This window comes from Sphaerisporangium rufum (assembly GCF_016863395.1).
Lineage (GTDB): Bacteria > Actinomycetota > Actinomycetes > Streptosporangiales > Streptosporangiaceae > Sphaerisporangium > Sphaerisporangium rufum.
The window spans coordinates 1-23942 of the sequence record NZ_BOOU01000002.1 but is presented as its reverse complement, the minus strand read 5'-3'; the positions used below and the strand labels follow the sequence as shown (position 1 = coordinate 23942).

Annotated in this window: 18 protein-coding genes and 1 pseudogene; 15 read left to right on the top strand and 4 right to left on the bottom strand. The window is 74.0% G+C overall.

Going from position 1 to position 23942, the window contains the following annotated elements:
- Nucleotides 1-13: 13 nt before the first annotated feature.
- The 3 genes from Sru01_RS00675 to Sru01_RS00665 all read right to left on the bottom strand — a co-directional run bounded on the left by Sru01_RS00675 (nucleotide 14) and on the right by Sru01_RS00665 (nucleotide 3038).
- Nucleotides 14-1369: an MFS transporter gene (locus tag Sru01_RS00675; protein ID WP_203981823.1), complete on the bottom strand. Its 1356-nt coding sequence runs from the start codon at nucleotides 1367-1369 to the stop codon at nucleotides 14-16.
- Between the two features lie 331 nt (nucleotides 1370-1700).
- A complete protein-coding gene (locus Sru01_RS00670) occupies nucleotides 1701-2333 on the bottom strand; it encodes a LysE family translocator (protein ID WP_203981822.1) in 633 nt (210 codons plus the stop codon).
- 78 nt (nucleotides 2334-2411) lie between these two features.
- Complete coding sequence (locus tag Sru01_RS00665; RefSeq protein ID WP_203981821.1) at nucleotides 2412-3038, bottom strand: Uma2 family endonuclease; 627 nt, start codon at nucleotides 3036-3038, stop codon at nucleotides 2412-2414.
- A 119-nt stretch (nucleotides 3039-3157) separates the two neighbouring features.
- Here Sru01_RS00665 and Sru01_RS00660 point away from each other — a divergent pair, with 119 nt between their 5' ends.
- The 5 genes from Sru01_RS00660 to Sru01_RS00640 all read left to right on the top strand — a co-directional run bounded on the left by Sru01_RS00660 (nucleotide 3158) and on the right by Sru01_RS00640 (nucleotide 9869).
- Nucleotides 3158-4018 (top strand): DALR anticodon-binding domain-containing protein, encoded by an 861-nt coding sequence (locus tag Sru01_RS00660; RefSeq protein ID WP_239136675.1) that lies wholly within the window; start codon nucleotides 3158-3160, stop codon nucleotides 4016-4018.
- A 127-nt stretch (nucleotides 4019-4145) separates the two neighbouring features.
- Nucleotides 4146-5528, top strand: coding sequence for a diaminopimelate decarboxylase (gene lysA / locus Sru01_RS00655; protein ID WP_203981819.1), 1383 nt, complete (start codon nucleotides 4146-4148; stop codon nucleotides 5526-5528).
- A gap of 104 nt (nucleotides 5529-5632) precedes the next feature.
- Nucleotides 5633-6919, top strand: a complete 1287-nt coding sequence (locus Sru01_RS00650) for a homoserine dehydrogenase (RefSeq protein ID WP_203981872.1) — start codon at nucleotides 5633-5635, stop codon at nucleotides 6917-6919.
- Entirely contained in the window at nucleotides 6919-8070 is a 1152-nt protein-coding gene (locus Sru01_RS00645; protein WP_203981818.1) for a glycosyltransferase family protein, read from the top strand. The genes Sru01_RS00650 and Sru01_RS00645 overlap by 1 nt, the downstream gene beginning before the upstream one ends.
- Nucleotides 8067-9869, top strand: a complete 1803-nt coding sequence (locus tag Sru01_RS00640; RefSeq protein ID WP_203981817.1) for a glycosyltransferase family 2 protein — start codon at nucleotides 8067-8069, stop codon at nucleotides 9867-9869. The genes Sru01_RS00645 and Sru01_RS00640 overlap by 4 nt, the downstream gene beginning before the upstream one ends.
- 324 nt (nucleotides 9870-10193) lie before the next feature.
- Here Sru01_RS00640 and Sru01_RS36090 read toward each other — a convergent pair whose 3' ends face one another.
- Nucleotides 10194-11801 carry a glycosyltransferase gene (locus Sru01_RS36090; RefSeq protein ID WP_203981816.1) on the bottom strand — a complete coding sequence of 536 codons (1608 nt, stop codon included), beginning with the start codon at nucleotides 11799-11801 and terminating at the stop codon, nucleotides 10194-10196.
- Between the two features lie 353 nt (nucleotides 11802-12154).
- Here Sru01_RS36090 and thrC point away from each other — a divergent pair, with 353 nt between their 5' ends.
- From thrC to Sru01_RS00585, 10 genes and pseudogenes are all read left to right on the top strand, one after another.
- Nucleotides 12155-13213, top strand: coding sequence for a threonine synthase (gene thrC, locus Sru01_RS00630; RefSeq protein WP_203981815.1), 1059 nt, complete (start codon nucleotides 12155-12157; stop codon nucleotides 13211-13213).
- A 101-nt stretch (nucleotides 13214-13314) separates the two neighbouring features.
- Nucleotides 13315-14229 (top strand): homoserine kinase, encoded by a 915-nt coding sequence (gene thrB / locus Sru01_RS00625; protein WP_203981814.1) that lies wholly within the window; start codon nucleotides 13315-13317, stop codon nucleotides 14227-14229.
- 451 nt (nucleotides 14230-14680) lie between these two features.
- Complete coding sequence (gene rho, locus Sru01_RS00620) at nucleotides 14681-16699, top strand: transcription termination factor Rho (protein ID WP_203981813.1); 2019 nt, start codon at nucleotides 14681-14683, stop codon at nucleotides 16697-16699.
- A gap of 405 nt (nucleotides 16700-17104) precedes the next feature.
- Complete coding sequence (locus Sru01_RS00615) at nucleotides 17105-18424, top strand: sensor histidine kinase (RefSeq protein WP_275412126.1); 1320 nt, start codon at nucleotides 17105-17107, stop codon at nucleotides 18422-18424.
- Between the two features lie 54 nt (nucleotides 18425-18478).
- A complete protein-coding gene (locus Sru01_RS00610; protein ID WP_203981812.1) occupies nucleotides 18479-19126 on the top strand; it encodes a response regulator transcription factor in 648 nt (215 codons plus the stop codon).
- 230 nt (nucleotides 19127-19356) lie between these two features.
- Nucleotides 19357-19575: a 50S ribosomal protein L31 gene (gene rpmE, locus Sru01_RS00605; RefSeq protein ID WP_203981811.1), complete on the top strand. Its 219-nt coding sequence runs from the start codon at nucleotides 19357-19359 to the stop codon at nucleotides 19573-19575.
- A 111-nt stretch (nucleotides 19576-19686) separates the two neighbouring features.
- Entirely contained in the window at nucleotides 19687-20739 is a 1053-nt protein-coding gene (gene prfA, locus Sru01_RS00600) for a peptide chain release factor 1 (protein WP_203981810.1), read from the top strand.
- A 26-nt stretch (nucleotides 20740-20765) separates the two neighbouring features.
- Nucleotides 20766-21620 carry a peptide chain release factor N(5)-glutamine methyltransferase gene (gene prmC / locus Sru01_RS00595; protein WP_203981809.1) on the top strand — a complete coding sequence of 285 codons (855 nt, stop codon included), beginning with the start codon at nucleotides 20766-20768 and terminating at the stop codon, nucleotides 21618-21620.
- Between the two features lie 58 nt (nucleotides 21621-21678).
- Nucleotides 21679-22434, top strand: a pseudogene (locus Sru01_RS00590) (L-threonylcarbamoyladenylate synthase); the annotation flags it as partial.
- A gap of 677 nt (nucleotides 22435-23111) precedes the next feature.
- The coding region (locus Sru01_RS00585; protein WP_373869473.1) for a hypothetical protein at nucleotides 23112-23942 on the top strand (831 nt) is incomplete at its 3' end.

Below are 23942 nucleotides of genomic sequence, written 5' to 3'. Positions count from 1 at the left end.
GGTCGTGGAGGGGTCAGACGGTCGGCTGGGGGTCGCGGGCCGGCCCGGGGATCGGCGCCCCGAGATGCTGACCCTTGTCGATACCGGGCGCCAGCCGGAAGAGCACGATCGCGGCGACGAGGCTGGTCGTGCAGATGCCGACCAGATAGAGGGTGACCGGGGTCGTCGTCCCGGCGCCGGCGAACAGGGCGGTGGCGATCAGCGGCGCGGTGCCGCCGATGAGCGAGCCGAGCCCGAGGATGATCCCCATGCCGGAGTAGCGCATCGCCGCCGGGAAGACGTCGGCCATGATGCTGCCCTGAAGCGCATGGGAGATCGGCGTGGTCAACGCCATGCAGAGGAACGCCACGCCGGCCGTCAGGGTGGTGCCGATGTTGAAGATGGGGAAGTAGGCGGCGGCCGCCAGCAGCAGCACGACCGATCCGAACAGGAAGATCCGCCGGCGCCCGTACCGGTCGGCGGCGCGCGACCAGAACGGGATGGACAGCAGCCACAGCACGCTGCCGATGGTGACGCCGAGCAGGAGCGTCTGGCGGTCCAGTCCCAGGTTCGCCGAACCGTACGAGAGCGAGAACACGGTGAAGACGTAGGAGCAGGAGGACGCGGCGGTGACCATCAGCACGGTTGCGATGATCTTGGGCCAGTGGCCTTTCAGGGCGGCCCACCCGGGTATGTCGACCAGTTCGTCCTTTTCCCGGACGGCACTGAAGCTCGGCGATTCGGTGAGGCGCAGCCGGATGACCAGCCCGATGGCGACCAGGACGATGCTCAGGACGAACGGCACCCGCCAGACCCAGGTGGTGAACGATTCCGCCGTCGACAGGGATGTCGCCGCGAAATACACCAGATTCGCCAGCACCAGGCCGGCCGGTACCCCCATCTGCGGGAACCCGCCGAAGAAGTTGCTGCGGGCGCTGGGGGCGTGCTCGACGGACATGAGCACCGCGCCGCTGGTCTCGCCGCCGAGGCCGATGCCCTGAAGCAGCCGCAGCGCGACCAGCAGCACCGGGGCCCAGAGTCCTATGTCGGCGTAGGTGGGCAGCAGCCCGATCATGGTCGACGCGAGCCCCATGACGAGCAATGAGACGACCAAGGTGGCCTTCCGGCCGACCCGGTCGCCGAAGTGCCCGAAGATGATCCCGCCGAGCGGGCGCGCGAGGAACCCGACGGCGAACGTCGCGAACGAGGCGAGCGTTCCGGAGGTGGGGCTGAGCGACGAGAAGAACTGTTTGTTGAACACCAGTGCGGCGGCGGTGCCGTAGAGATAGAAGTCGTACCACTCCATCGTGGTGCCGATCAGGCTGGCGAACGCGACCTTGTTGGCCTTCGACCGAGGAGCCCTCGAATGCGTACGGGTGGAGTCGCTCATAGCTCCCTCCCTTCTTTGACGCCGACACGTTGCGGCCCGGTGGCCGCCCCCCGAGGTTCACGTCGGTTCCGGTGATGGAGTCAGTCTGTGAACCGGGAGATATGCGGGTCAAATAGCTTTTCGAGGTGAAGCTATGCGGTTATTGATATATCCATGGTGACGCTGAGGTGGAAACCGTCCGATCGGCCGCGGCGGTACGGGCCTGCGAACCGGACTGCCGTACGCCACCCGCGAGCGGCGGGGACTCGCCGGGGCACGGCGGACGACACGCGCCCGGCTTCCTGGAACCGGAACGGACCGGTCCGGGTGCCCGGGCGGTGGCGGAGTGAGGTCAGGTGCGCGAGGTGGTGACCAGGCGGACGCCGAGGGCGATCAGCGCGGCGCCTGAGACGGCGTCGATCGCCCGGCGCGCGGCCGGCCGGGCGAACAGCCGGCGCAGCGCGCCCACCAGATTGGCCACCGCCAGGAACCAGGCCAGCGCGGCGGCGAGCCCGGCGGCCGACAGCGCCAGCGTGTCGGCGAGCGACGCGTCCGCGGACACGAACTGCGGCATGAGCGCCAGGAAGAACACCGCCGCCTTGGGGTTGAGCACGTTGCAGAGCAGCCCTTCCCGGAACGCCGCCCACCCGCCGTCCCCGGACCCGCCCGTCGGCTCCGGCGCGGCCTGCCGGCGGCGGGTCGCGGCGTGCAGGGATCGGATCCCCAGGTAGAACAGGTAGGCGGCGCCGACGATCTTCACGGCGGTGAACGCGAAGGCCGAGGCGGCGACCAGGGCGGCGACTCCGGTCGCCGCCGCCGCGGCCCAGACGAAGACGCCCGCGGCGACGCCCACCGCCGCGGCCATGCCCCGGTGCCGGCCGGACAGCGCCGAGCGGCGGACCACCACCGCGAAGTCCGGGCCGGGGGACATCGCGCCCAGCAGCACCACCCCGGCGAACGCCAGCACCTGCGGTCCCGAGCTCATGCTTCCTCCCGGGTGAGTCAATGGATCTTCCGGACGACTCTAGCGATCGGCGGAGACCTCCGTCGATCCCGCGGCCCGTCAGAACAGCAGGTCGGACCAGTCGATCACCATCGGGATGGGATTGGCGATGCTCGGGGGGCCCCCGGGCTCGTCCTTCATGAAGGTGCCGACGTGCTTGTAGAGCATGGACGCGCGGTCCAGCCGGTAACGCTCGATGATCGAGACGCCGGTGCGGTCCAGGCGGACGATCCAGTAGTGCGGGATGCCCGCCTTGGCGTACTCGCCCAGCTTGTCGGTCGTATCCTGCGTCTCTGAACCGGGCGAGACGATCTCGACCACCAGCAGCGCGTGCTCGGCGCGGAGCCGCTCGCCGCGTTCCTCGTCGAGGCATCGGTAGAGCGCCACGTCGGGGCGCCGGTTCAGCAGCGGGACGTCCCGCAACCGCAGGTCGACGTCGTTGTTCACGGTCAGGCACTCGTGCCCCTGCGCCATCACGGCACGGGCATGGCGCTCCAGCATGTTGGCCAGCCGCCGTCCGGCCGTCTGGTGGTTCGGCGTCGGTGCCGCGCAGTAGACGACGTGGCCGTCGACGATCTCGATCGCCCTCGCGATCTCCTCGGGCAGCTGCTCGTACTCCTCGGCGGTCACCTGCGCGGGCTGCGGGCGGATCTTGCGAAGCCAGCTGTCGTCCGGCAGTGCCTTCACCAGGATCTCCTCGTCGATGTCCGCTGCTGGCGCCCAGCCTACGGCGCCCGGGTGAGGTGCGCCCGGTTCTGGGAGACGGTCGTGGCGGCCGGGTGGCCGGTAGGCTGCGGAGGGTGTTCATGGGGGCGGTGACGGCGGTGCTGGGTGCGCCGCCGGCGCCTGGCGGGTCGTGGGAGCGCGCGGCGGTGTACGTCTCGGCGGCGGCCCTGGCGCGGGGCGGCGGCGCCTGGCCCGCGGCGGCCGGGGAGCTGGCGGCGCGGCTGCGCGCCCTGCCGGAGGTGCGGGCGGTGCGGGTCCGGGCGGACGGCCTGCTGCTCATCGAGCCCGCGGTGCCCGGCGACATCGTCCGGGAGATCCTCGCCGAGCCGAAACCGGAACCGGAACCCGAGCCGGAACCGGAACCGGAACTCGAGCCGGAATCCGGGACGCGGGCGGGCTGGCGCGCCGGCGCGCGGAACGGGCCGGAGCCGGTCGTGCCGGTGACCGGCGGGCCGATGCCGGTGCCGGCGGCGGGCGGGCCGGTGGAGGAGTGGTGGCCGGACTTCCCGCGGACCTGGGACAACCCGGGCTTCGTGGTCAGGTACGCCTACGTGCGCGCCGGATGGGTGGCCCGCTGGGCGCGGGATCTGGCGGCCGCCGCGCCCGGCGCGGGTTCCCTCGGGGACGAGCCGGCCCGGGCCGCCGAGGGCGCGGCGGGGTTCCGCGGCGAGGAGCTGGCCGGTCCGCATGATCGGGCGGTGGTGCGGCTGCTGGCCGAGGTGCCGAGCCGGCGGGCGCGGCGCGATCCGTCCCGGCGGGCGTACCTGGAGCGGCTCGCGCTGGCGTACCACTACGCCTTCGAGCACGCGCCCGCGCTGCCGTCCGGGGACGAGCCGGCGGCCGGCGTGCACGTCGCGCGCCGGTGGCAGGCGCGGGCGGTCCGCCGGGTTCTGGGGGAGGGGATGGCGGAGCTGGGGGTCCCCCCTCCCCGCAAAATCTAGTTAAAACCGGCAAAGGGCTGAAAACGGTACGCTGTCCGCCGGTCCGCCCGGAAGATCTTTCAGCCGGCCGTCTCGCAGGTTGAGCAGCGGGCGCGGCGGGATCACCGGGTCGGATAGCCTCGTTCAGGTGAGTCGATTCGCCCACCCGGCCGGTGACCGCCACGCGGACGTGCTGCCCGAAGAGCGCCCTCCGCAGGCTCCCGCCGACCTCAACTCGCTCGTGCCCGCCATCTGGCCGCGGAACTCCGCCCGCCGGGACGGGACGATCGTCATCGCCGGCGCCGACGTCCGCGACCTCGCCCGCGAGTACGGCACGCCGCTGTACGTCGTCGACGAGGCCGACTTCCGCTCGCGCTGCCGCGACTTCAAGGCCGCCTTCCACGGCGACGACGTCTACTACGCGGGCAAGGCCTTCCTGTGCAAGGAGGTCGCCCGCTGGGTCGACCAGGAGGGGCTCGGCCTGGACGTGTGCAGCAGCGGCGAGCTGGCCGTGGCGCTCAGCGTCGGCTTCCCGCCCGAGCGCATCGCGATGCACGGCAACAACAAGTCGCCGGCCGAGCTGGAGCGGGCCCTGCGGGCCGGCGTCGGGCGCATCGTGGTCGACTCGTTCGACGAGATCGCCCGGGTCGGCTACCTGGCCGAGGAGCTCGGCGTGCGGGCCAAGGTGCAGATCCGGGTCACCACCGGCGTCGAGGCGCACACCCACGAGTTCATCGCGACCGCGCACGACGACCAGAAGTTCGGCCTGTCGCTCGGCAGCGGCGCCGCGGCCGAGGCGGTGCGCCGGGTGCTGGCCCTGCCCCAGCTGGAGCTGGTCGGCCTGCACTCCCACATCGGCTCCCAGATCTTCGACACCGCGGGGTTCGAGGTGGCGGCCCGGCGGCTGGCCGTGCTGCTCACCCAGATCAAGCAGGAACACGGCGTGGTGCTGCCCGAGCTCGACCTCGGCGGCGGCTACGGCATCGCCTATCTGGAGTCCGACGACGCGCCCGACATCAAGCCGATCGCCGACGGGCTGCGCCAGATCGTCAGCCGGGTCTGCGAGGACGCCGGCCTGCCGGTGCCCCGGCTCACCGTGGAGCCGGGCCGCACGATCGCCGGGCCGGGCGGCGTGACGATCTACGAGGTCGGCACGGTCAAGGACGTCGAGGGGTTGCGCACCTACGTCAGCGTGGACGGCGGCATGAGCGACAACCTGCGCACCTCGCTGTACGGCGCCGAGTACAGCTGCGTGCTGGCCTCCCGGTCCAGCGACGCGCCGCCCATGCTGTCGCGGGTCGTCGGCAAGCACTGCGAGAGCGGCGACATCGTGGTCCGGGACGTCTGGCTGCCGCGCGACGTCACCGCCGGCGACCTGCTCGCGGTGCCGGCCACCGGCGCCTACTGCCGGTCGCTGGCCCACAACTACAACTACCTGCCCAAGCCCGCCGTGGTGGCGGTGCGTGACGGCGTCTCCCGGGTCATCATGCGGAGGGAGACCGAGGACGACCTGCTTAGGGGGCAACTGTGAAACCGGTGGCACCGGCGGAGCCCGCGGTGAGCGTGGAGTCCGCGCAGGACGGGCCCGCCGTCCGGCGGGGCCGGCACGAGCGGGCCGGCGAGCCCGGCCGCCCGCTGCGGGTCGCGCTGCTCGGCTGCGGGGTGGTCGGGTCGCAGGTCGTCCGGCTGATGGGCGAGCAGGCCGACGACCTGGCCGCCCGGATCGGCGCTCCGCTGGAGCTCGCCGGGGTCGCCGTCCGGCGCCTGGGCCGCAAGCGGGACGGCGAGGTGGACCCGGCCCTGCTGACCACCGACGCCGAAGGGCTGGTCGCCCGGGAGGACGTCGACATCGTGGTCGAGGTGATCGGCGGCATCGAGCCGGCCCGGTCGCTGATCCTTGCCGCGATGGCCGGGGGCAAGTCGGTCGTCACCGCGAACAAGGCGCTGCTCGCCGAGGACGGCGCCACCGTGCACGGGACGGCCAAGCGGCACGGCGCCGATCTTTACTTCGAGGCCAGCGTGGCCGGGGCGATCCCGCTGCTGCGCCCGCTGCGCGAGTCGCTGGCCGGCGACCGGGTGCACCGGGTGCTCGGCATCGTCAACGGCACCACCAACTACATCCTCGACAAGATGGACTCCTCCGGCGCCTCGTTCACCGACGCGCTGGAGGAGGCCCAGGCGCTGGGATACGCCGAGGCCGACCCGACCGCCGACGTGGAGGGCTTCGACGCCGCGGCCAAGGCGGCGATCCTGGCCGGCCTCGCCTTCCACACCCGGGTCACCGCCGCCGACGTGCACCGCGAGGGCATCACCGAGATCACCTCGACCGACGTGTCCAGCGCGAACGCCATGGGATACGTGATCAAGCTGCTGGCCATCTGCGCCCGCGCCGACGACGGGCGGACGGTCGGGGTGCGGGTGCACCCGGCGATGATCCCGCGCAGCCATCCGCTGGCCGGTGTCCGGGAGGCCTACAACGCGGTGTTCGTGGAGGCCGAGTCCGGCGGCCAGCTGATGTTCTACGGCAAGGGGGCCGGCGGGGCGCCCACCGCCTCGGCGGTGCTCGGCGACCTGGTGGCCGTCGCCCGCAACCGGCTGGCCGGCACCTGCGGGCCGCAGGAGTCGACGTACGCCGACCTGTCGGTGCACCCGATGGGCGAGACGGTGACCCGCTACCACGTGTCGCTGGACGTGGCCGACAAGCCGGGTGTGCTCGCCACGGTGGCCGAGATCTTCGCCAGGCACGACGTGTCGATCCAGACCGTCCGCCAGGAGGGGCGCGGTGACGACGCCCAGCTGGTGCTGGTGAGCCACCGGGCCAGCGACGCCGCGCTGTCGGCCACGATCGAGGACCTGCGCGGCCTGGACATCGTCCGCGGCGTGACCAGCGTGATGCGCGTGGAAGGCGACGAGAACCCCTGATGGCCGAGGGCGATCCCACCCCCCTGGGGTACGTCCGCACACCCGCCGAGGGCCCGGCCGAGCTGTCGTTCGACGGCGGGCGGCCGGTGCTCGCCGGGGCGGTTGCGGCGACCCCGCCGGCCGCGGCCGACATCGGCCGGCTGCGCCCGTTCGAGGGGGTGGCGGTGCGCTGGCCGGCCGAGCCGGCGGGCGTGCTGGAGACGGTCCGCGCGCTGGCCGCGGCCGGGGTGCCGGTGTACGCCGAGGGCGAGGTGCCTGCCTGGGCGGCCGGTGCGGATCCCGGCCTGGCCGGCCTGCTCACCTCCTGGGCGCCCGGCCGGTACGGCGACCGCGACGGTGGGCCGCGCTCGGTGGCGGACCTGCGCCGGGAGGAGCACAGCCTGCGGCTGCGCCGCCACGCGGCCCGGTACGCCGGGTCAGGTGCTGCGCCGGGTGATGGGACCAAGGACGGGGTCGCGCCGCAGGTCAGCGTGGTGATGGCGAGCCGGCGGCCCGACCTGCTGGGCGGGGCGCTGGCGCAGATCGCCCGGCAGCGGCGCGTCCAGGTGGAGGTGGTGCTCGCCCTGCACGGCGTCCCGGCCGGGCAGGAGGAGGTCCGGCGGGCGGTGGCGGCGTTCCCGCTGCCGATCACGGTGCTGGAGGCCGGCGCGGACGTACCGTTCGGCGAGGTGCTGGACCGGGCGGCGGACCGGGCGGCCGGCGCGGACATCGCCAAATGGGACGACGATGACTGGTACTCCCCGGAGCATCTGGCGGACCTGCTGCTCGCCCGCTCCTACAGCGGCGCCGACATCGTGGGCACCGCGGCGGAGTTCTTCTACCTGGAGCCGCTGGACGTCACGGTACGCCGCACCGATTACAAGAGCGAGGTGTGGTCCGATCATGTGGCCGGCGGTACCATCCTGGTTCCTCGGGCGAAGTTCCATGAGATCGGCGGATTCGAGAGGGTGGTCCGCGGGGTGGACTCCCGGTTCCTGAAGGCGGCGCACGCGGCCGGCGCCCGCATCTACCGCACCCAGGGCCTGGGCTACGTCCTGCGCCGCACGCTCGCGGCCGGCCACACCTGGCAGCTCCCGCTCGCGCACTTCCTGCGGGTGGCCACCGGACAGTGGCGCGGCTTCCGGCCGAGCCACATCCTGGAAATCGCATGATCCCTCGCGTCCGCGGCAACGACCACACCGTCCTGTCCCCGCCCGAACTCGGCTCGTGGACCCCGCGCCTGCGGGTCAGCGTCGTGATCCCGGCCTACGGCGGCCAGGAGAAGCTGGACCTGGTGCTCGCGGGGCTGGCCGCCCAGACCTACCCGGCCGAGCTCACCGAGGTGATCGTGGTGGACAACGGCAGCAGCCCGCCGCTGCGGCTGCCGCCGGCCCGGCCCGCGGGCACCCGGCTGATCGTCTGCCGTACACCCGGCCGGGCGGACGCGCGCAACGCCGGGCTGGCCGCCGCCACCGGCGAGGTGATCCACTGGCTGGACTCCGACGTGGTGCCCGACCGGCACGAGGTCGAGGCGCACCTGCGGTGGCACCACCTGGCCCCCTACCTCGTCGTCACCGGCTACCTCCGCTTCACCACCGCCCCGCTGCCCGCCCCGGCCGAGGTCGGCGCGGCCGGCGACCTCGGGGCGCTGTTCGAGCCCGCCGAGCCGCACCGGTGGCTGGTCGACCTGGTGGCGCGCACCGACGGTCTCACCCGCGGCTCCGCCCGCGCCTTCAGCCTGCACGTCGGCGGCGCCACCTCGGTCGCCCGCCGGCTGGTCGAGGCCGCCGGTCCGATGGACGAGGAGCTGTTCCTCGGCCAGGACACCGAGATGGGATACCGGCTGGCGCAGGCCGGCGCGGTGTTCGTCCCCGAGCCGCTGGCCCGCGGTTTCCACCTGGGCCCGTCCATGCGCATGCGCGACAAGGCGCCCATCGACCGGGTGAGCCACGCACTGATCGCCGACCGCATCCCCGCCTACCGCTGGCTGCGGGGCCACCCGGCGCGCCGGTGGAAGGTGCCCTACCTGGAGGTGCTGGTCGAGGCCGGCGGGTACGAGGACACCCGGGCCACCGTGGACGCCGTGCTGGCCGGCACGGTGCCCGACGTCGCCGTGCTGCTGGCCGGTCCGTGGGACGGCCTGGCCCCCGAGCGGCGCGCCCCGCTCACCGATCCCCGGCTGGACCTGGCGCTGGTCCGCGGCCACTACGCGCACGAGGGCCGGGTACGCTTCGTCACCGCCGCCCCGCCGAGATCGGCACCGTTCCGCCTGCTGCTGCCCGCGGGCCGGGTGCCCGGCGAGGACACCCTGGCGGCGCTGCTGGACCTGGCGGTGGACGGCGACCACGGCCTGGTCGGCGTGCTGCTCGACGAGACGCCGGAGGCCGTGGTGACCGCCCGGCTGGAGCGCCGCGCCGCCTTCGCCCGCGCCGCGCTGGTCGCCGCCGCCGAGACGGGCGAGGCGTCCGCGCGGGCGGAGCCGTCCGGCCCGGCGTTGCACGGCCCGCGTGCCGGGTCGCACGCCCTGGACGACCTGGTGGAGGAGCTGTACGGCACGGTCTGGGCCGACGGCGAGACGCTCGGCTTCCGGCCCGCCGCCGGGGCGGAACCGCCACGGGGCCGCCGCGCCGCCTACCGGGCCCGGCTGGAGAGCGAGGCGGAGATCGCCCGGCTGACCAAGGAGGTCGAGCGGCTGCGCGGCCAGGTCGGCCGGTGGCGCGAGGAGGCGGGCCGCTGGCGGTCCGGCGCCGTCGAGCTGCGCCGCGAGGTGGGCGGGCTGCGCCGGGAGGCGGGCGCCCTGCGGCGGGAGATCGCCGCGCTGCGCACCGGCCGGTTCCGCGCGGTCATGAAGCGCATCTCCGCCCGGCGGCCGGGCGGGCCGCCGCCGGGGAACGCCGCGGCGCTCCCGGCCGCCGCGGACCTGCCGCCCGGCCCCGCCGAGCCCGCCGATCCGCCCGGTCCCACGCGCTGATGCCGGCCGATCCGCCCGGCCTCGCCGGTTGATCGCCGGCGCCGGGTGTCCGGCGGCCGACCGGTCATGAGGGGCGCACCAGGGCGCCGCGGGCGGGCCGTCCGTCGCACGGTTGCGCGACGATGCCGGCCGCCTCTCGGTCGTCGGACGGGCCGGCCGGCGCCGCCCGCCGGCCTGGGCCCGCAAGGGCCGCGCTTTCGGGCCGGGACACGCGCTCGCACCGCGTGTCCCGGCCCGGCGAGTCGCGGCGGGGCCGGCCGTCGCACGGGCCGGCCCGCCGCCACTCTCGCCCCGCCCCCGAGCACGTGGGGGAGGGGAGTCCTCTCATCTGCCGCGCAACACCGTGCGCAGCCGCCCGACCAGCCTCCGGGCGCTCGGGTGGGGCGCCGCGGCCCGGGTATCGCCCTCGCCGGGCGGCCCGGGGTCGTCCGCGTCCGGCTCGGCCCGCCGCGGCGCCGGCGTGCCGGTCTGGGCCGGTGCGGGCGCGTCCGGCCGGGTGTCCCCGGCGGGCGCCGGCCAGAACCGCCGGGCCTGCTCGCGGACCACCCCGTGGGTCTGCTCGATCACCTGGTCGAGGTCCTCGCCGGGCGCCGCGAGCAGGCGGGCGCGGTTCACCGCCTCGGTGCGCTCCAGCCGGGCCGTCCGCCCGCCGGGCAGGGCGATCAGCAGCAGCCCGGCCCGCTCCTCGGTGAGCACCTTGATCATCGTCTCCAGGGCCCGCCGGGCGAGCGGTACGTCCACCGGACCGGAGTAACGGAACGGGACCGGCGCCGGGTCCGCCGCCGCCGCGGCCAGCCGGACGGCCGGATCGTGCCGGAAGTGCTCGCGCACCAGCCGCGCCTCGAGGCGCGGGTCGCCGAGCACCCGGTGGCGGCCCTCGGGCAACTCGTCCCACGGCCCGGCCAGCGTGACGGCGACATCGGGCAGGCTCCCGCCCAGCGCCGCGGTCACCGCCGCCCGCACCTGAGGCTCGGTGGCGCCGGCGACGTCGAACACGACCTCCACGTACGGCACCAGCCAGCGCCGGCCCGGTTCCTTGCGCAGGTCACGGCGCAGCGGCACCCGATGGGCCAGGAACGGGGCGACCACCCGCACCGTCGCCTCGGTGTCCACCCGCTGCGCGGGCAGCCCCAGGTGGACGGCGCGCGCCGAAAGGTCCGGGACGAACACCGCCCCGGCCTGCGCCAGCCGGTAGGCGAACTCGGTGTCCTGGCCGCGGCGCACCGCCGGATCGAGGCCGCCCACCCGCCGGAACAGCGAGCGGCGCACCGAGACGGTGGCCCCGGTGCAGACGTGGTAGGGATTCTTGCTCGCGCGCAGCCCGTCCAGGCGGCGGATCGTCGCCTCGGTCGAGCTCGGCACCGCCGCCGCCATGTCGAACAGCGACTCCACGGTGCCCTCGCGCACCGCGCGGTGCACCTCGGCCGCGGTCAGCGGCGGTTCCTCGGCGAAGACCTTGCCCCCGATCGTCACCACGTAGTCGGTCAGGTGCTGCCAGCGCATCAGCGCCTCGATGTGCTCCCGGAAGACGACCATGTCCGCGTCCAGCCGCTGGACGATCTCGCCGTCCGACCGGTCCGCCCCGGTGTTGACCGCGTGCCCCGCCCCCCAGCCGTCGCCGGGCGCCCGTACCAGCCGGGTGTGCTCCGGCCTGATCTCCGGCAGCCGCAGCGGCGGCTCGCTGCCGTCGTCCACCACGACGACCTCCATCAGCCGCGCCGGGTAGGTCTGCGCCGCCAGCGCGGCCAGGGTCAGGTCCAGGCGGTGCCCGCCCCCGTGCGCGGGGATCACCACGCTGACCGTCAGCTCCGGCGTCCAGGAGCCGAGCGCCGGCGGTACCAGCGGCGAGTAATCGTTGTGCCGGATCCTCGGCCGGGCCGCTCCGGCACCGCCCGCCGGGCCCTCGGCGGGCCCTCCGCGCGTTTCGGTCATCAGCAGGACGCCTCTTCCCTCCGGTCACATGCGTCGACGAGACCCTGGGGCCTCCGGCCAGGTGGAAGGCGGAGCGGTGGCCGCCAGAAGAGGCCGACCATACCCAAAGATCCTTGGAGGTTCATGAGAGCCCGCGACCCCGCGGTTTCTCCGATGTTGCCGAATCCGGTGGCCGGCGCGACGGGCGCCCGCCCCATGACGGAGGATGGAGGGGACAGCGCGGCCGGTCCAGCCAGTGGACGGCGCGCGCGGGGAGGGACCCGCCCGCCGTAGACTCGTGCCTGACACCGCCGGGGGCGGACCCCTGTGACACGCCGCCGTGCCACCGCCGCACGGCCGCGGGAGGAGCGACGATGTTCAGGGCTTGGCGTGGCCTTATCGAGGAGTACCGCGACCGGCTACCCGTGAGCGGGACGACGCCTGTGGTCACGCTGCTGGAGGGCGGTACGCCGCTGCTGCCGGCCGCGCGCCTGTCCGCGCTGACCGGATGCGAGGTCCACCTCAAGGTCGAAGGACTCAACCCGACCGGCAGCTTCAAGGACCGCGGCATGACCGTGGCCATCAGCAAGGCCGTGGAGGAGGGCGCCAAGGCGGTCATCTGCGCCTCCACCGGCAACACCTCGGCCTCGGCCGCCGCCTACGCGGTTCGCGCCGGGCTGACCTGCGCCGTCCTGGTCCCGCGCGGCAAGATCGCGATGGGCAAGCTGGCGCAGGCCCTGGTGCACGGCGCCCGGCTGCTCCAGGTCGACGGCTCGTTCGACGACTGCCTGGAGATGACCAGGAAGCTCGCCGAGAACTACCCGATCGCCCTGGTCAACTCGGTCAACCCGCACCGCCTGCAGGGCCAGAAGACCGCCGCCTTCGAGATCGTCGACGTGCTCGGCGACGCGCCGGACGTGCACTGCATCCCGGTGGGCAACGCGGGCAACATCTCCGCCTACTGGATGGGCTACCAGGAGTACGCGGCGGACGGGGTGGCGACCCGGCGCCCGCGCATGCTCGGCTTCCAGGCCAGCGGCGCCGCGCCGATCGTCGGCGGCAGCCCGGTCACCCACCCGCACACCATCGCCACCGCGATCCGGATCGGCAACCCCGCCTCGTGGGCGCTGGCCGAGGCGGCCCGCGACGAGTCCGGCGGCGACATCCAGGCGGTCACCGACCGGCAGATCGCCGCGGCGTACAGGCTGCTCGCGCAGGAGGAGGGCGTGTTCGTGGAGCTCGCCTCGGCCGCGAGCGTCGCCGGCCTGCTCCAGGCCCACGAGCAGGGCCTGCTGGCCGGCGGCGAGCGGGTGGTGTGCACGGTGACCGGAAACGGGCTGAAGGACCCCGACTGGGCCATCTCCGGCGCGCCCACCCCGCTGACGATCCCGGTCGACGCCTTCGAGGCCGCCGCCGCGCTCAAGCTCGCCTGACCGCCGTCCGCGGGGCGGGTGGGGGCCGGCGGCGGCGCCCGCCGGAGCCCGCGCGCCCGAAAGCGGGCCGGGCGGTGCGCCCACCAAGCAAGAGGAGATCGATGCCAGCCAGCCGCACCGTGGCCGTCCGGGTGCCGGCCACCAGTGCCAATCTGGGCCCGGGGTTCGACTCGCTGGGCCTCGCCCTCGGCCTGTACGACGAGGTGGCGGCGGAGCTGCTGCCCGGCGGCCCGACCGAGGTCCAGGTCGAAGGTCAGGGGGCGGGCGAGCTCGACCCGGGGGAGGGCCACCTGGTCGTCCGGTCGCTGCGGGCCGTGCTGGACCGGGCCGGCGTGCCGCAGCCGGCCGGCGTGCGGCTGCGCTGCCGCAACCGCATCCCGCACGCCCGCGGCCTCGGGTCCTCCTCCGCGGCCATCTGCGCCGGCCTGCTCGCCGGTCGCGCGCTGGCCGCGCCCGATCTGCCGGACGACGAGGTGTTCGCGCTGGCCACCGAGATCGAGGGCCATCCCGACAACGTGGCGCCGTGCCTGACCGGCGGCCTGACCATCGCCTGGACCGACCCCTCCGGTACACCGCGTAAGCTGGGGCTGAGCCCGCACGGGGAGGTCCGGCCCGTGGTGCTGGTGCCGGGAACCCGGCTCGCCACCGCGGAGGCGCGCGGGCTGCTGCCGAAGGACGTGCCGCACACCGACGCGGCGGCCAACGCCGGACGCGCGGCCCTGCTCATCGCGGCCCTCACCCGGCGCCCGGAGAGCGGGTTGCTCCTCGCCGCCACCGAGGACCGCCTGCACCAGACCTACCGCGCGCCTGCGATGCCGGGCACGGCCGATCTGGTAGAACGTCTGCGCGCGGCGGGGGTGCCCGCCGTCGTATCGGGGGCCGGTCCGACGATTCTGGTGTTCGGAACGTCGGACACCCATGATTCGATCGCGTCGGAAGTGGGTAGTGACTGGCACATCCAGCTACTGGACGTCGACCGGTCCGGGGCGAGCGTCCATTTTCCCGAGACACGCTGATGCATCTTCGACCTTCAGGGAATAGCAGTGTGCGCTGGTGATGTTAGGCTGATAGCCGCACCAGATGCCCCCGTTGCGGGTGCGTGCTTGTCAGCCATACATCGCTGGGTCGCGCCCTGCGTCGCGAGACGTAGGCCGCACAGCGGGCTTCTCGAATCCATCGTCTCCGGTTGCTCCACATCCGGTTGGCGTGTCGAGAGGCGGGGTGATCGGGGACATGCGCGTTCGTCTGGCATCGACATCTGGTCGGCGGTAACCAGCCGGGGGGCGACCCCCGGACCCCCAACGGCTCCCGAATCTCGACGGTGACGGCCACGTGCCGGTCCGACGCACCGGCACCCCGACACCCAAGAAATTCGCCTGGCCCGACCCGGTCTGTCCCGCCGGGTCGCATCACCGGGACGCCTGGCTGATCATGGCCGGTGCCCGACCCCTGGGAAGGACCTTTTAGTTGAGCGACACCACCGAACTCCTCTCCGACGCCACCGGCGCCGCGCCGTCGGCCGCCGGCGACACCCCCACCCGCGCCGCGGCCCGGCCGCGCCGTCGCTCCGGTACCGGGCTCGCCGCCATGGTGCTGCCTGAGCTGCAGGCTCTGGCGTCGAGCCTTGGCATCAGCGGGACCGGCCGGATGCGCAAGAGCCAGTTGATCGCGGCCATCCAGGAGAAGCAGGGCGTATCGTCCGCGGACGGTGCCCCTTCCTCCGAGGCCGCCGCGCCCGCCGCGCCCGCTCCGGCGGTCGCCGCCGAGCCCGCCGTCGTCGAGCGTCCGGCCCGTAGCCGCCGGGAGCGTTCCCGCCCCGCGCCCGCCGAGGCCGTCGCCGAGACGCGCGAGGAGCCCCAGGTCGAGGCCGCCCCGGCCGAGCAGGCCGCCGTCGCGGCGCCCGCCGCCGCACCCGCCGATCCCCAGGCCGACCCGCGCCCCGAGCGCGGCGAGTCGCGCCGCGAGCGCGGCGAGCGCCGTTCGCGCGGCGACCGGCGGGACCGTGGTGATCGTGGTGACAACCGCCCCGACAACCGTGGCGACGCGAACCGGCCCGAGGCACGTGCCGCGGACGCCGGCGAATCGCAGGGCCGTCGTGACCAGGGCCGTGACCAGGGCCGCGACCAGAACCGCGACCAGGGCCGGGACCAAGGGCAGGGCCGGGACCGCGACCAGGGTCGCGACCGCGACCAGGGTCGCGACCGTGACCAGGGTCGCGATCGTGACCAGGGCCGCGACCTGCAGGTCCAGGGTGACGACGACCGCCGCGGCCGCCGCGGCCGGTTCCGGGAGCGCAACCGCCGGGGCCGCGACCGCTTCGACAGCAACGAGCCGGTGGTCGGCGACGACGACGTCCTGATCCCGATCGCCGGCATCCTCGACATCCTGGACAACTACGCGTTCGTGCGCACCAGCGGCTACCTGCCCGGCGCCAACGACGTGTACGTCTCGCTGGCGCAGATCCGGCGGAACGGCCTGCGCAAGGGCGATGTCGTCACCGGTGCGGTGCGCCAGCCCCGCGACGGCGAGCGCCGGGAGAAGTTCAACGCCCTGGTGCGGCTCGACACGGTCAACGGCATGGATCCCGAGCAGGCGCGCAGCCGGCCGGAGTTCGCCAAGCTGACCCCGCTGTACCCGCAGGAGCGGTTGCGGCTGGAGACCGATGCCAACATTCTGACCACGCGCATCATCGACCTGGTGACGCCGATCGGTAAGGGCCAGCGCGGGCTGATCGTCTCGCCGCCGAAGGCGGGCAAGACGATGGTGCTCCAGGCGATCGCCAACGCGATCACCCGGAACAACCCCGAGTGCCACCTGATGGTCGTCCTGGTGGACGAGCGTCCCGAAGAGGTCACCGACATGCAGCGGTCGGTGAAGGGCGAGGTCATCCACTCGACCTTCGACCGGCCCGCCGAGGACCACACCACGGTCGCCGAGCTCGCCATCGAGCGCGCCAAGCGCCTGGTGGAGCTGGGCCACGACGTGGTCGTGCTCCTCGACTCGATCACCCGGCTCGGCCGCGCCTACAACCTGGCCGCTCCGGCCTCCGGGCGCATCCTGTCCGGTGGTGTGGACTCCACGGCCCTGTACCCGCCGAAGCGCTTCTTCGGTGCCGCCCGCAACATCGAGAACGGCGGCTCGCTGACGATCCTCGCCACCGCGCTGGTCGAGACCGGTTCCAAGATGGACGAGGTCATCTTCGAGGAGTTCAAGGGCACCGGCAACGCCGAGCTCAAGCTCAGCCGTTCCCTGGCCGACAAGCGGATCTTCCCCGCGGTGGACGTCGACGCGTCCAGCACCCGCAAGGAGGAGATCCTGATGTCGAAGGACGAGCTGCAGATCGTCTGGAAGCTGCGCCGCGTGCTGCACGCCCTCGACATGCAGCAGGCTCTGGAGCTGCTGCTGGAGAAGATGCGCGAGACGCAGTCGAACGCCGAGTTCCTGCTGCAGGTGCAGAAGACCACGGTCAGCTCCGACCGCGACTGACGCGGCGCCGGCCGGCCGCGCGGACCCGCGCGGCCGGCCGGTGTCCCCGTCGCGGTCCGGTGGGCCGGCATGCGTGTCGCGATCCATCGAACCGACCCGTCCGCCGAAGACACGGTGGTGCCACCCGGCCCGCCGTGTCTTCGGCGTTTCCGGCGATTTAGGCGTTTCCGGCGGGCCGCCCTCCGTCCGGCACTCGCCGTTTCCGGGCGCGGCGTACCGCACGCTTCGTGGTGCCGGGCGCCGGGCGGTCACCGTGCGGCGGCGCGCCGCGTGCCGCCGGTCACCCGCGCGGCGATTGCGGCGGTCACGGCCGGAGGTGGGGCCCGCCCCAGGTGGCCGGGTACGGCCTGCACCATGGTGCCGGGCCGCCGGCCTTGGCAGGCTCGTCCCACCGGGAGACACCCGGTGACCGGGATTCGGAGGGAGGGCGCGATGGCGGCCGGGCAGGCGGAACGACGGCCGCTGCGGCTGCGGGTCCCGCTCGGCCCGCACGGCCCGCTGGGCCTGCTGGTCGATCCGGCGACCTGGCGCGCCCTGCCGTACATCACGGTCGTCAGCGCCGTGTCCGGCGTGACGTGGTTCGTGATCCTGGCCACCGCCATCCCGGTGGCGCTGGTGACCATGCTCGTCTGGGCCGGGCTCCCGCTCCTGCTGGTGACGATGCTGCTGTGGCGGGGCGGCGCCATGCTGGAGCGGCGGATGCTCCGGCTCGCCCTCGGCCTGGCCATCCCCGACCCGTACCGGCCGTCCCCGGCCGGCGGTCCGGTACGCCGGCTGGCGGCGCTGTTCGGCGACCCGGCCACCTGGAAGGATCTCGGCTACCTGCTGCTGCTGTTCCCGCTCGGCCTGGTCGAGTTCCTCGTCACGATCATCCTGGCCGTCTGCTGTGCCGCGTTCCTCCTCCAGCCGGCCCTGGTGGCGGCCGGCGGCCGCACCGTGGTGAACGGGAACGTGGTGATCGACAGCGTGCCCGAGGGGCTGGCCTGGGCCGCCGCCGGCCTGGTCCTGCTGGTGGCCACCCTGTACGCGGTCCGCGGCCTGGCCTGGTTGCACGGCGCCCTGGCCGTCGCCCTGCTCGGTCCCGGTGACGAGGTCCGGGTGCGCCACCTGAAGGCCAGCCGGGCCCGCGGGGTGGACGCCGCGGAGGCCGAGCGGCGCCGCATCGAGCGCGACCTGCATGACGGCGCGCAGCAGCGGCTGCTCACCGTCGCCATGGACCTCGGCCGGGCCCGGGCCAAGCTCGACACCGACCCCGACGCCGCGCGGGCGCTGATCGCCCAGGCGCACGACGGCGCCAAGGCCGCCATCGCCGAGCTGCGGGACCTGGCCCGGGGCATCCATCCGGCCATCCTCACCGACCGCGGCCTGGACGCGGCCCTGTCGTCCCTGGCGGCCCGGGCGCCGGTGCAGGTCTCGGTGTCGGTGGAGATCGACGAGCGGCCGCCGCCGGCCGTGGAGAGCATCGCCTACTTCGTCGTGGCCGAGGCGCTCACCAACGCCGCCAAGCACGCCTCGGCCGGCCGGGCGTCGGTCCGGGTCGGCCGGCGCGGCGGCCGGGTCGTCGTCGAGGTCGGCGACGACGGGGCCGGCGGGGCGCGGGTCCGGGCCGGCGGCGGCCTGGCCGGCCTCGCCGACCGGGCGGCCACGATCGACGGCACCCTCACCGTGCGGAGCCCGCCCGGTGGTCCGACCGTCGTCCGCGCGGAGTTGCCGGTGGAGTGGTGATCACATGACCGGTGGCGGTGCGACCCGCCCGGTCCGGTACCGGAGGGGGACGAGATGCGAGTGGTGATAGCCGAGGACTCGGTGCTGCTGAGGGAAGGGCTGGTCAGGCTGCTCGCCGACGGGGACATCGAGACGGTGGCGGCGGCCGGCGACGGTCCCGGCCTGGTGGCGGCGGTCCGGGAGCATCGGCCGGACCTGGCGGTCGTCGACGTGCGCATGCCGCCCACGCACACCGACGAGGGACTGCGGGCGGCGATCGAGGCGCGGCGCCACCGGCCCGGGCTGCCGGTGCTGGTGCTGTCGCAGTACGTCGAGGAGCGGTACGCCACCGAGCTGGTCGGCCGCGGCGCGGCGGCCGTCGGTTACCTGCTGAAGGAGCGGATCGCCGATGTCGCGGAGTTTCTCGACGCGGTACGGCGGGTGGCGGCCGGCGGCACGGTGCTCGATCCCGAGGTGGTCGGCCAGTTGCTGAGCCGGCGCCGCGGCGACCCGGTCGCCGCGCTCAGCGCCCGCGAGTCGGAGGTGCTGCACCTGATGGCCCAGGGCCGGTCGAACACCGCGATCGCCGGCCGGCTGGGGGTCACCGCCGGGGCGGTGGAGAAACACATCTCCGGCATCTTCGGTAAGCTCGGTCTCGATCCCGCTCCCGACGACCATCGGCGCGTGCTCGCCGTGCTCGCCTACCTCGGCTCCGACCGGTGAGGCCGCCTGCGGCGGCCGGGCCGGCCCGCCGGGGCGGAGATCGCCCGCGGGCCCCCGTGCCGGGCGCGCGGGGGTCGGGGAGCGCGGGAATGATCCGTGGCCTGGCCGGGTTACAGGATCTGGCACACTGGTAGCCGAACCATGGCGGTTCCGGTTCCCGCCCGCCCCGCGTGTCGGTCCGACCGCGAGCGACGAGGGCGACCCGGCGGCCGCGCCCAGAGAGGACGAAAATGAAGCCCGACATTCACCCGGAGTACGGCATCACGCAGGTGACCTGTGCCTGTGGCGCCAGCTTCACCACGCGCAGCACCGCGAAGAACGGCGTCATCCACGCCGACGTCTGCTCCGCCTGCCACCCGTTCTACACGGGCAAGCAGAAGATCCTGGACACCGGTGGCCGGGTGGCCCGCTTCGAGAAGCGCTTCGGCAAGAAGGCCGCGAGCAAGTAGCTCCGCGAGGAACGCCGGCCCGGAACCGCCCCCGTCCTGGGGGCGTGCCCGGGTCGGCGTTCTTGGTGATGGCCCAGGTTCGCGCCGGATGGCAAGGAAGAAGGACACGCGGTGAATCTCGACGAGTTGCTCGCCGAACACGCCGAGCTCGAGCTCAAGCTCGCCGATCCCGCCGTGCACGCGGACCAGAACCTGGCGCGGACGCTGGGCCGGCGGTACGCGGAGTTGACGCCGATCATCACCGCCTACCGCGAGCTCGAGGGCGTGCGCGAAGACCTGCAGGCGGCCCGGGAGCTCGCCCCCGAGGACCAGGCGTTCGCCGAGGAGGCCGCCGAGCTGGCGGGCCGGATCGCCCCGCTGGAGGAACGGCTGCGCCACCTGCTGGTGCCGCGTGACCCCAACGACGGCAAGGACATCATCATGGAGATCAAGGCGGGTGAGGGCGGCGAGGAGTCGGCCCTGTTCGCCGGCGATCTGCTGCGGATGTACCTGCGCTACGCCGAGCGGGCCGGCTGGAAGACCGAGATCATCGACGCCCAGCACTCCGACCTCGGCGGGTACAAGGACGTGACGGTCGCGATGAAGGGCCGGGGCGCGGACGGTGTCTGGTCCAGGCTGAAGTACGAGGGCGGCGTGCACCGCGTGCAGCGGGTGCCGGTCACCGAGTCGCAGGGGCGCATCCACACCTCCGCCGCCGGCGTGCTGGTGTATCCCGAGGCGGAGGAGGTCGAGGTGCAGATCGACCCGAACGACCTGCGGGTCGACGTGTTCCGCAGCTCCGGGCCCGGCGGGCAGAGCGTCAACACCACCGACTCGGCGGTGCGGATCACCCACGTGCCGACCGGCGTGGTCGTCTCCTGCCAGAACGAGAAGAGCCAGCTGCAGAACAAGGAGTCGGCGCTGCGCATCCTGCGCGCCCGGCTGCTGGCCATCGCCCAGGAGGAGGCCGACGCCGCCGCGTCCGCCGAGCGGCGGTCGCAGGTGCGCACGGTCGACCGCTCCGAGCGCGTCCGAACGTACAACTTCCCGGAGAACCGGATCTCCGATCACCGGGTAGGTTACAAGGCCTACAACCTGGACCAGGTGCTGGACGGCGAGCTCTCCGCGGTCATCCAGGCCCTGGCCGACGCCGAGATGGCAGAGAAGCTCGCCGCCCACTCATGACGACGACCTGATGTGACGAAGCTCCCATGACCTTGCTGATGGACGAGATCGCCCTCGCCACCGCCCGGCTGGCCGAGGCGGGGGTGCCCTCGCCGCGGACCGATGCCGAGGAGATCGCGGCTTTCGTCCACGGTGTCCGGCGGGGCCAGCTGCACACGGTGCCCGACTCGGAGTTCGACGCCCTCTTCTGGGAGGGCGTGGCCCGGCGCGAGGCCCGCGAACCGCTCCAGCACATCACCGGCCGTGCCTACTTCCGGTACCTGTCCCTGGAGGTGGGCCCCGGCGTCTTCGTCCCGCGACCGGAGACCGAGGTGGTGGCCGGCTGGGCGATCGACCGGCTGCGCGAGATGGACGTCGCCGCGCCGCTCGTGGTCGACCTCGGCACCGGTTCGGGGGCGATCGCCCTGTCCATCGCCCAGGAGGTGGCGCTGGCCCGGGTGCACGCGGTGGAGGTCGACCCGCTCGCCTACGGCTGGGCCAAGCGCAACATCGTCGAATACGGGCAGGGCCGGGTCGTCCTGCATCCGGAGGACCTGACCGACTGCCTGCCCGAGCTGGCGGGCCAGGTCGATCTGGTGGTCTCCAACCCGCCCTACATCCCGCCCGGCGCGGTCCCGCGCGACCCGGAGGTCCGCGACTACGACCCGGCGCGCGCACTGTACGGCTCGGGCGACGACGGGCTGGACGAGGTGCGCGCCGTGGAGCGCACCGCGCGGCGGCTGCTGCGCCCGGGCGGCCTGGTCGCGGTCGAGCACGCCGACCAGCAGGGATCGGCGGTCTACCTGGAGTTCGCCGAGGACCGGGGCTGGCGGGACATTCGTGACCATCCCGATCTGGCGGGCCGCGACCGCTTCGTCACGGCCCGCTACGGCCAGGAATAGCGGGCCGGCGCCGGCGTACCGGCCGGCGCGCCCCGCCGCGCATGGAAGGATGACCGTCGTGAGTCGACGTTATGACTGCTCCGACGCCGAGGGGCGGACCGCCGGGCTGGCCGCTGCGGTGACCGCCGTCCAGGCCGGCGAGCTGGTGGTCCTGCCGACCGACACCGTCTACGGCATCGGTGCCGACGCCTTCAGCCCTTCGGCCGTGATGGCGCTGCTGGAGGCCAAGGGCCGGGGCCGTGACATGCCGGTCCCCGTGCTGGTGGGCACGGTCCGCGCGGCGACCGCCCTGGTGGAGGATCTCGGCACCTACGGCCAGGACCTGATCGACACCTTCTGGCCGGGCCCGCTGACGATCATCTGCCGGGTGAGCCGCTCGCTGAACTGGGATCTCGGCGACACCAAGGGCACCGTCGCGGTCCGCATGCCGCTGCACGCGGTGGCGCTGGAGCTGCTCAAGGAGACCGGCCCGATGGCGGTGAGCAGCGCCAACCGGTCCGGGGCACCGCCGGCGACCACCGCCGCCGAGGCCGAGGAGCAACTCGGCGAGTCCGTCGCGGTCTACCTCGACGCCGGCCCGTGCGCCGACAACGTGCCCTCCACGATCGTGGACCTGACCACCGCGGTGCCGCGGGTGCTGCGCCAGGGCGCGATCTCGGTGGGCAGGCTGCGCGGCGTCATCGGCTACGTCGCCACCGACTCCGGCCACGAGGACGAGCCCGCGGCCCCGGCCACCGCCGCGGCTCCCGCCCCGGCCCCGTCGGCCGGCGAGCAGCCCGCCGACGGTACCGACCCCGCCGACGACCGGCGTCCGGTGCACGATGTGCCCGCGGCCGGGGACGTCAGGCCCGCGAACGCGGCGGACCGGGCGGACGACGTGCGCCCCTCGGACGCCGTGAAGCCGGCGGACGGCGTGAAGCCGGTGGACACCGAGGAGCCGGTGGACGAGGTGAAGCCGGTGGACGGCGTGAAGCCGGCGGCTGAGGCCGGGCCGGCGGACGGCGCGAAGCCCGTGGACGAGGCGAAGCCCGTCGATGGCGAGACGCCGGCGGCCGAGGCGAAGCCGGCCGCCGTCGACGAGCGGGTGAACGGTGCGAAGCCCGGCGACCCGGCCGGGAGGCCGACCGGCCCGGAGGGGCCGGCGGCCGGCTGAGGCGGGGCCCGGTGGCCGACGTGGTCACCGGCGCTCACGCGACCTGCCCGGTTCGGCGGGTGCGGCGGTCACCTGACGATCGCGGGTGGCGAAGACCATTGGCGGGTGATCCGACCTGGCGGGCCGGGCGGCGCCACCCGGTGGGTCCGGGGCCGCCGTCGGGGACGACCGATGCCGGATGGCTATCAAGCGGCCGTCGATTCCGGCCGCGTCGGTACCGTGAGGCACGTCCGTGCTCTTGAGTCACGGCGCGTGACGAGAGAGCATGGGCGGCGAGCGGATGGCCGGGCCGTCGCGCGGATCGACCAGGGAGCGCGACCACGACCAGGGAGACGCCCATGGGCAAGCTGGACGGAATGGACCCCAAGCTGGTGCGCGAGCTGCTGGCCGAGGTCGGCCGGGCCGGTGCCCAGATGCGCAGCGTCGAGGCCCGGGTCACCCAGCTCACCGGTGCGGCGGGCCTGTCCGTGCCCGCGGGGCAGCGGCCCTCCCAGGTCGCCGCGGCCGGAGACGCCCTGGTCAAGGATGTCAACGCCCGGCTGGCCCTGTTGGAGAAGAAGGAAAAGCACAAGGACTCGGATACCGGTCCCAAGGGGATGAAAGACACCGCCCCTGACCGGCAGGGCCCACCCACCGGGCATGGCCCGAGCGACGATCCCGATAAGGGTAAGAAATCCGACGGTGCCGACAAGGGTGACAAGAAGCATGCGTCCCCCGGCGCTCCGGACGGCACCCCCAAGGGCGATGGCCCGGACCGGCAGCACCCCCCGAAGGCCGACAAGGACGACGGCGGCCCGGCACCCAGGAACGACCGGTCCGAGCAGCATCACGCGCCCGAAGACGACAAGGATCACTCCCCCAAGGGCGACAAGGACCATGCGCCCAAGAGCGATCAAGACCATGGACCCAAGGGCGACAAGGATCACTCCCCCAAGGGCGACAAGGATCACTCGCCCAAGGGTGAAAAGGACCACGCCCCCAAGAGCGACCGGGACCACGCGCCCGAGGGGGAGCGCACCGACCGGGGGCCCGCACCGACCGGCCGGCCGGATCACGATCCGGCGCCCCGGGCGGAACCGAACGCGGTGCCACCGGGTGAGCCGACACAACGGGACGACACGCCCAAGGTGGACGGCCCGCAGGGGGACGACACACCCAAGGTGGACGGA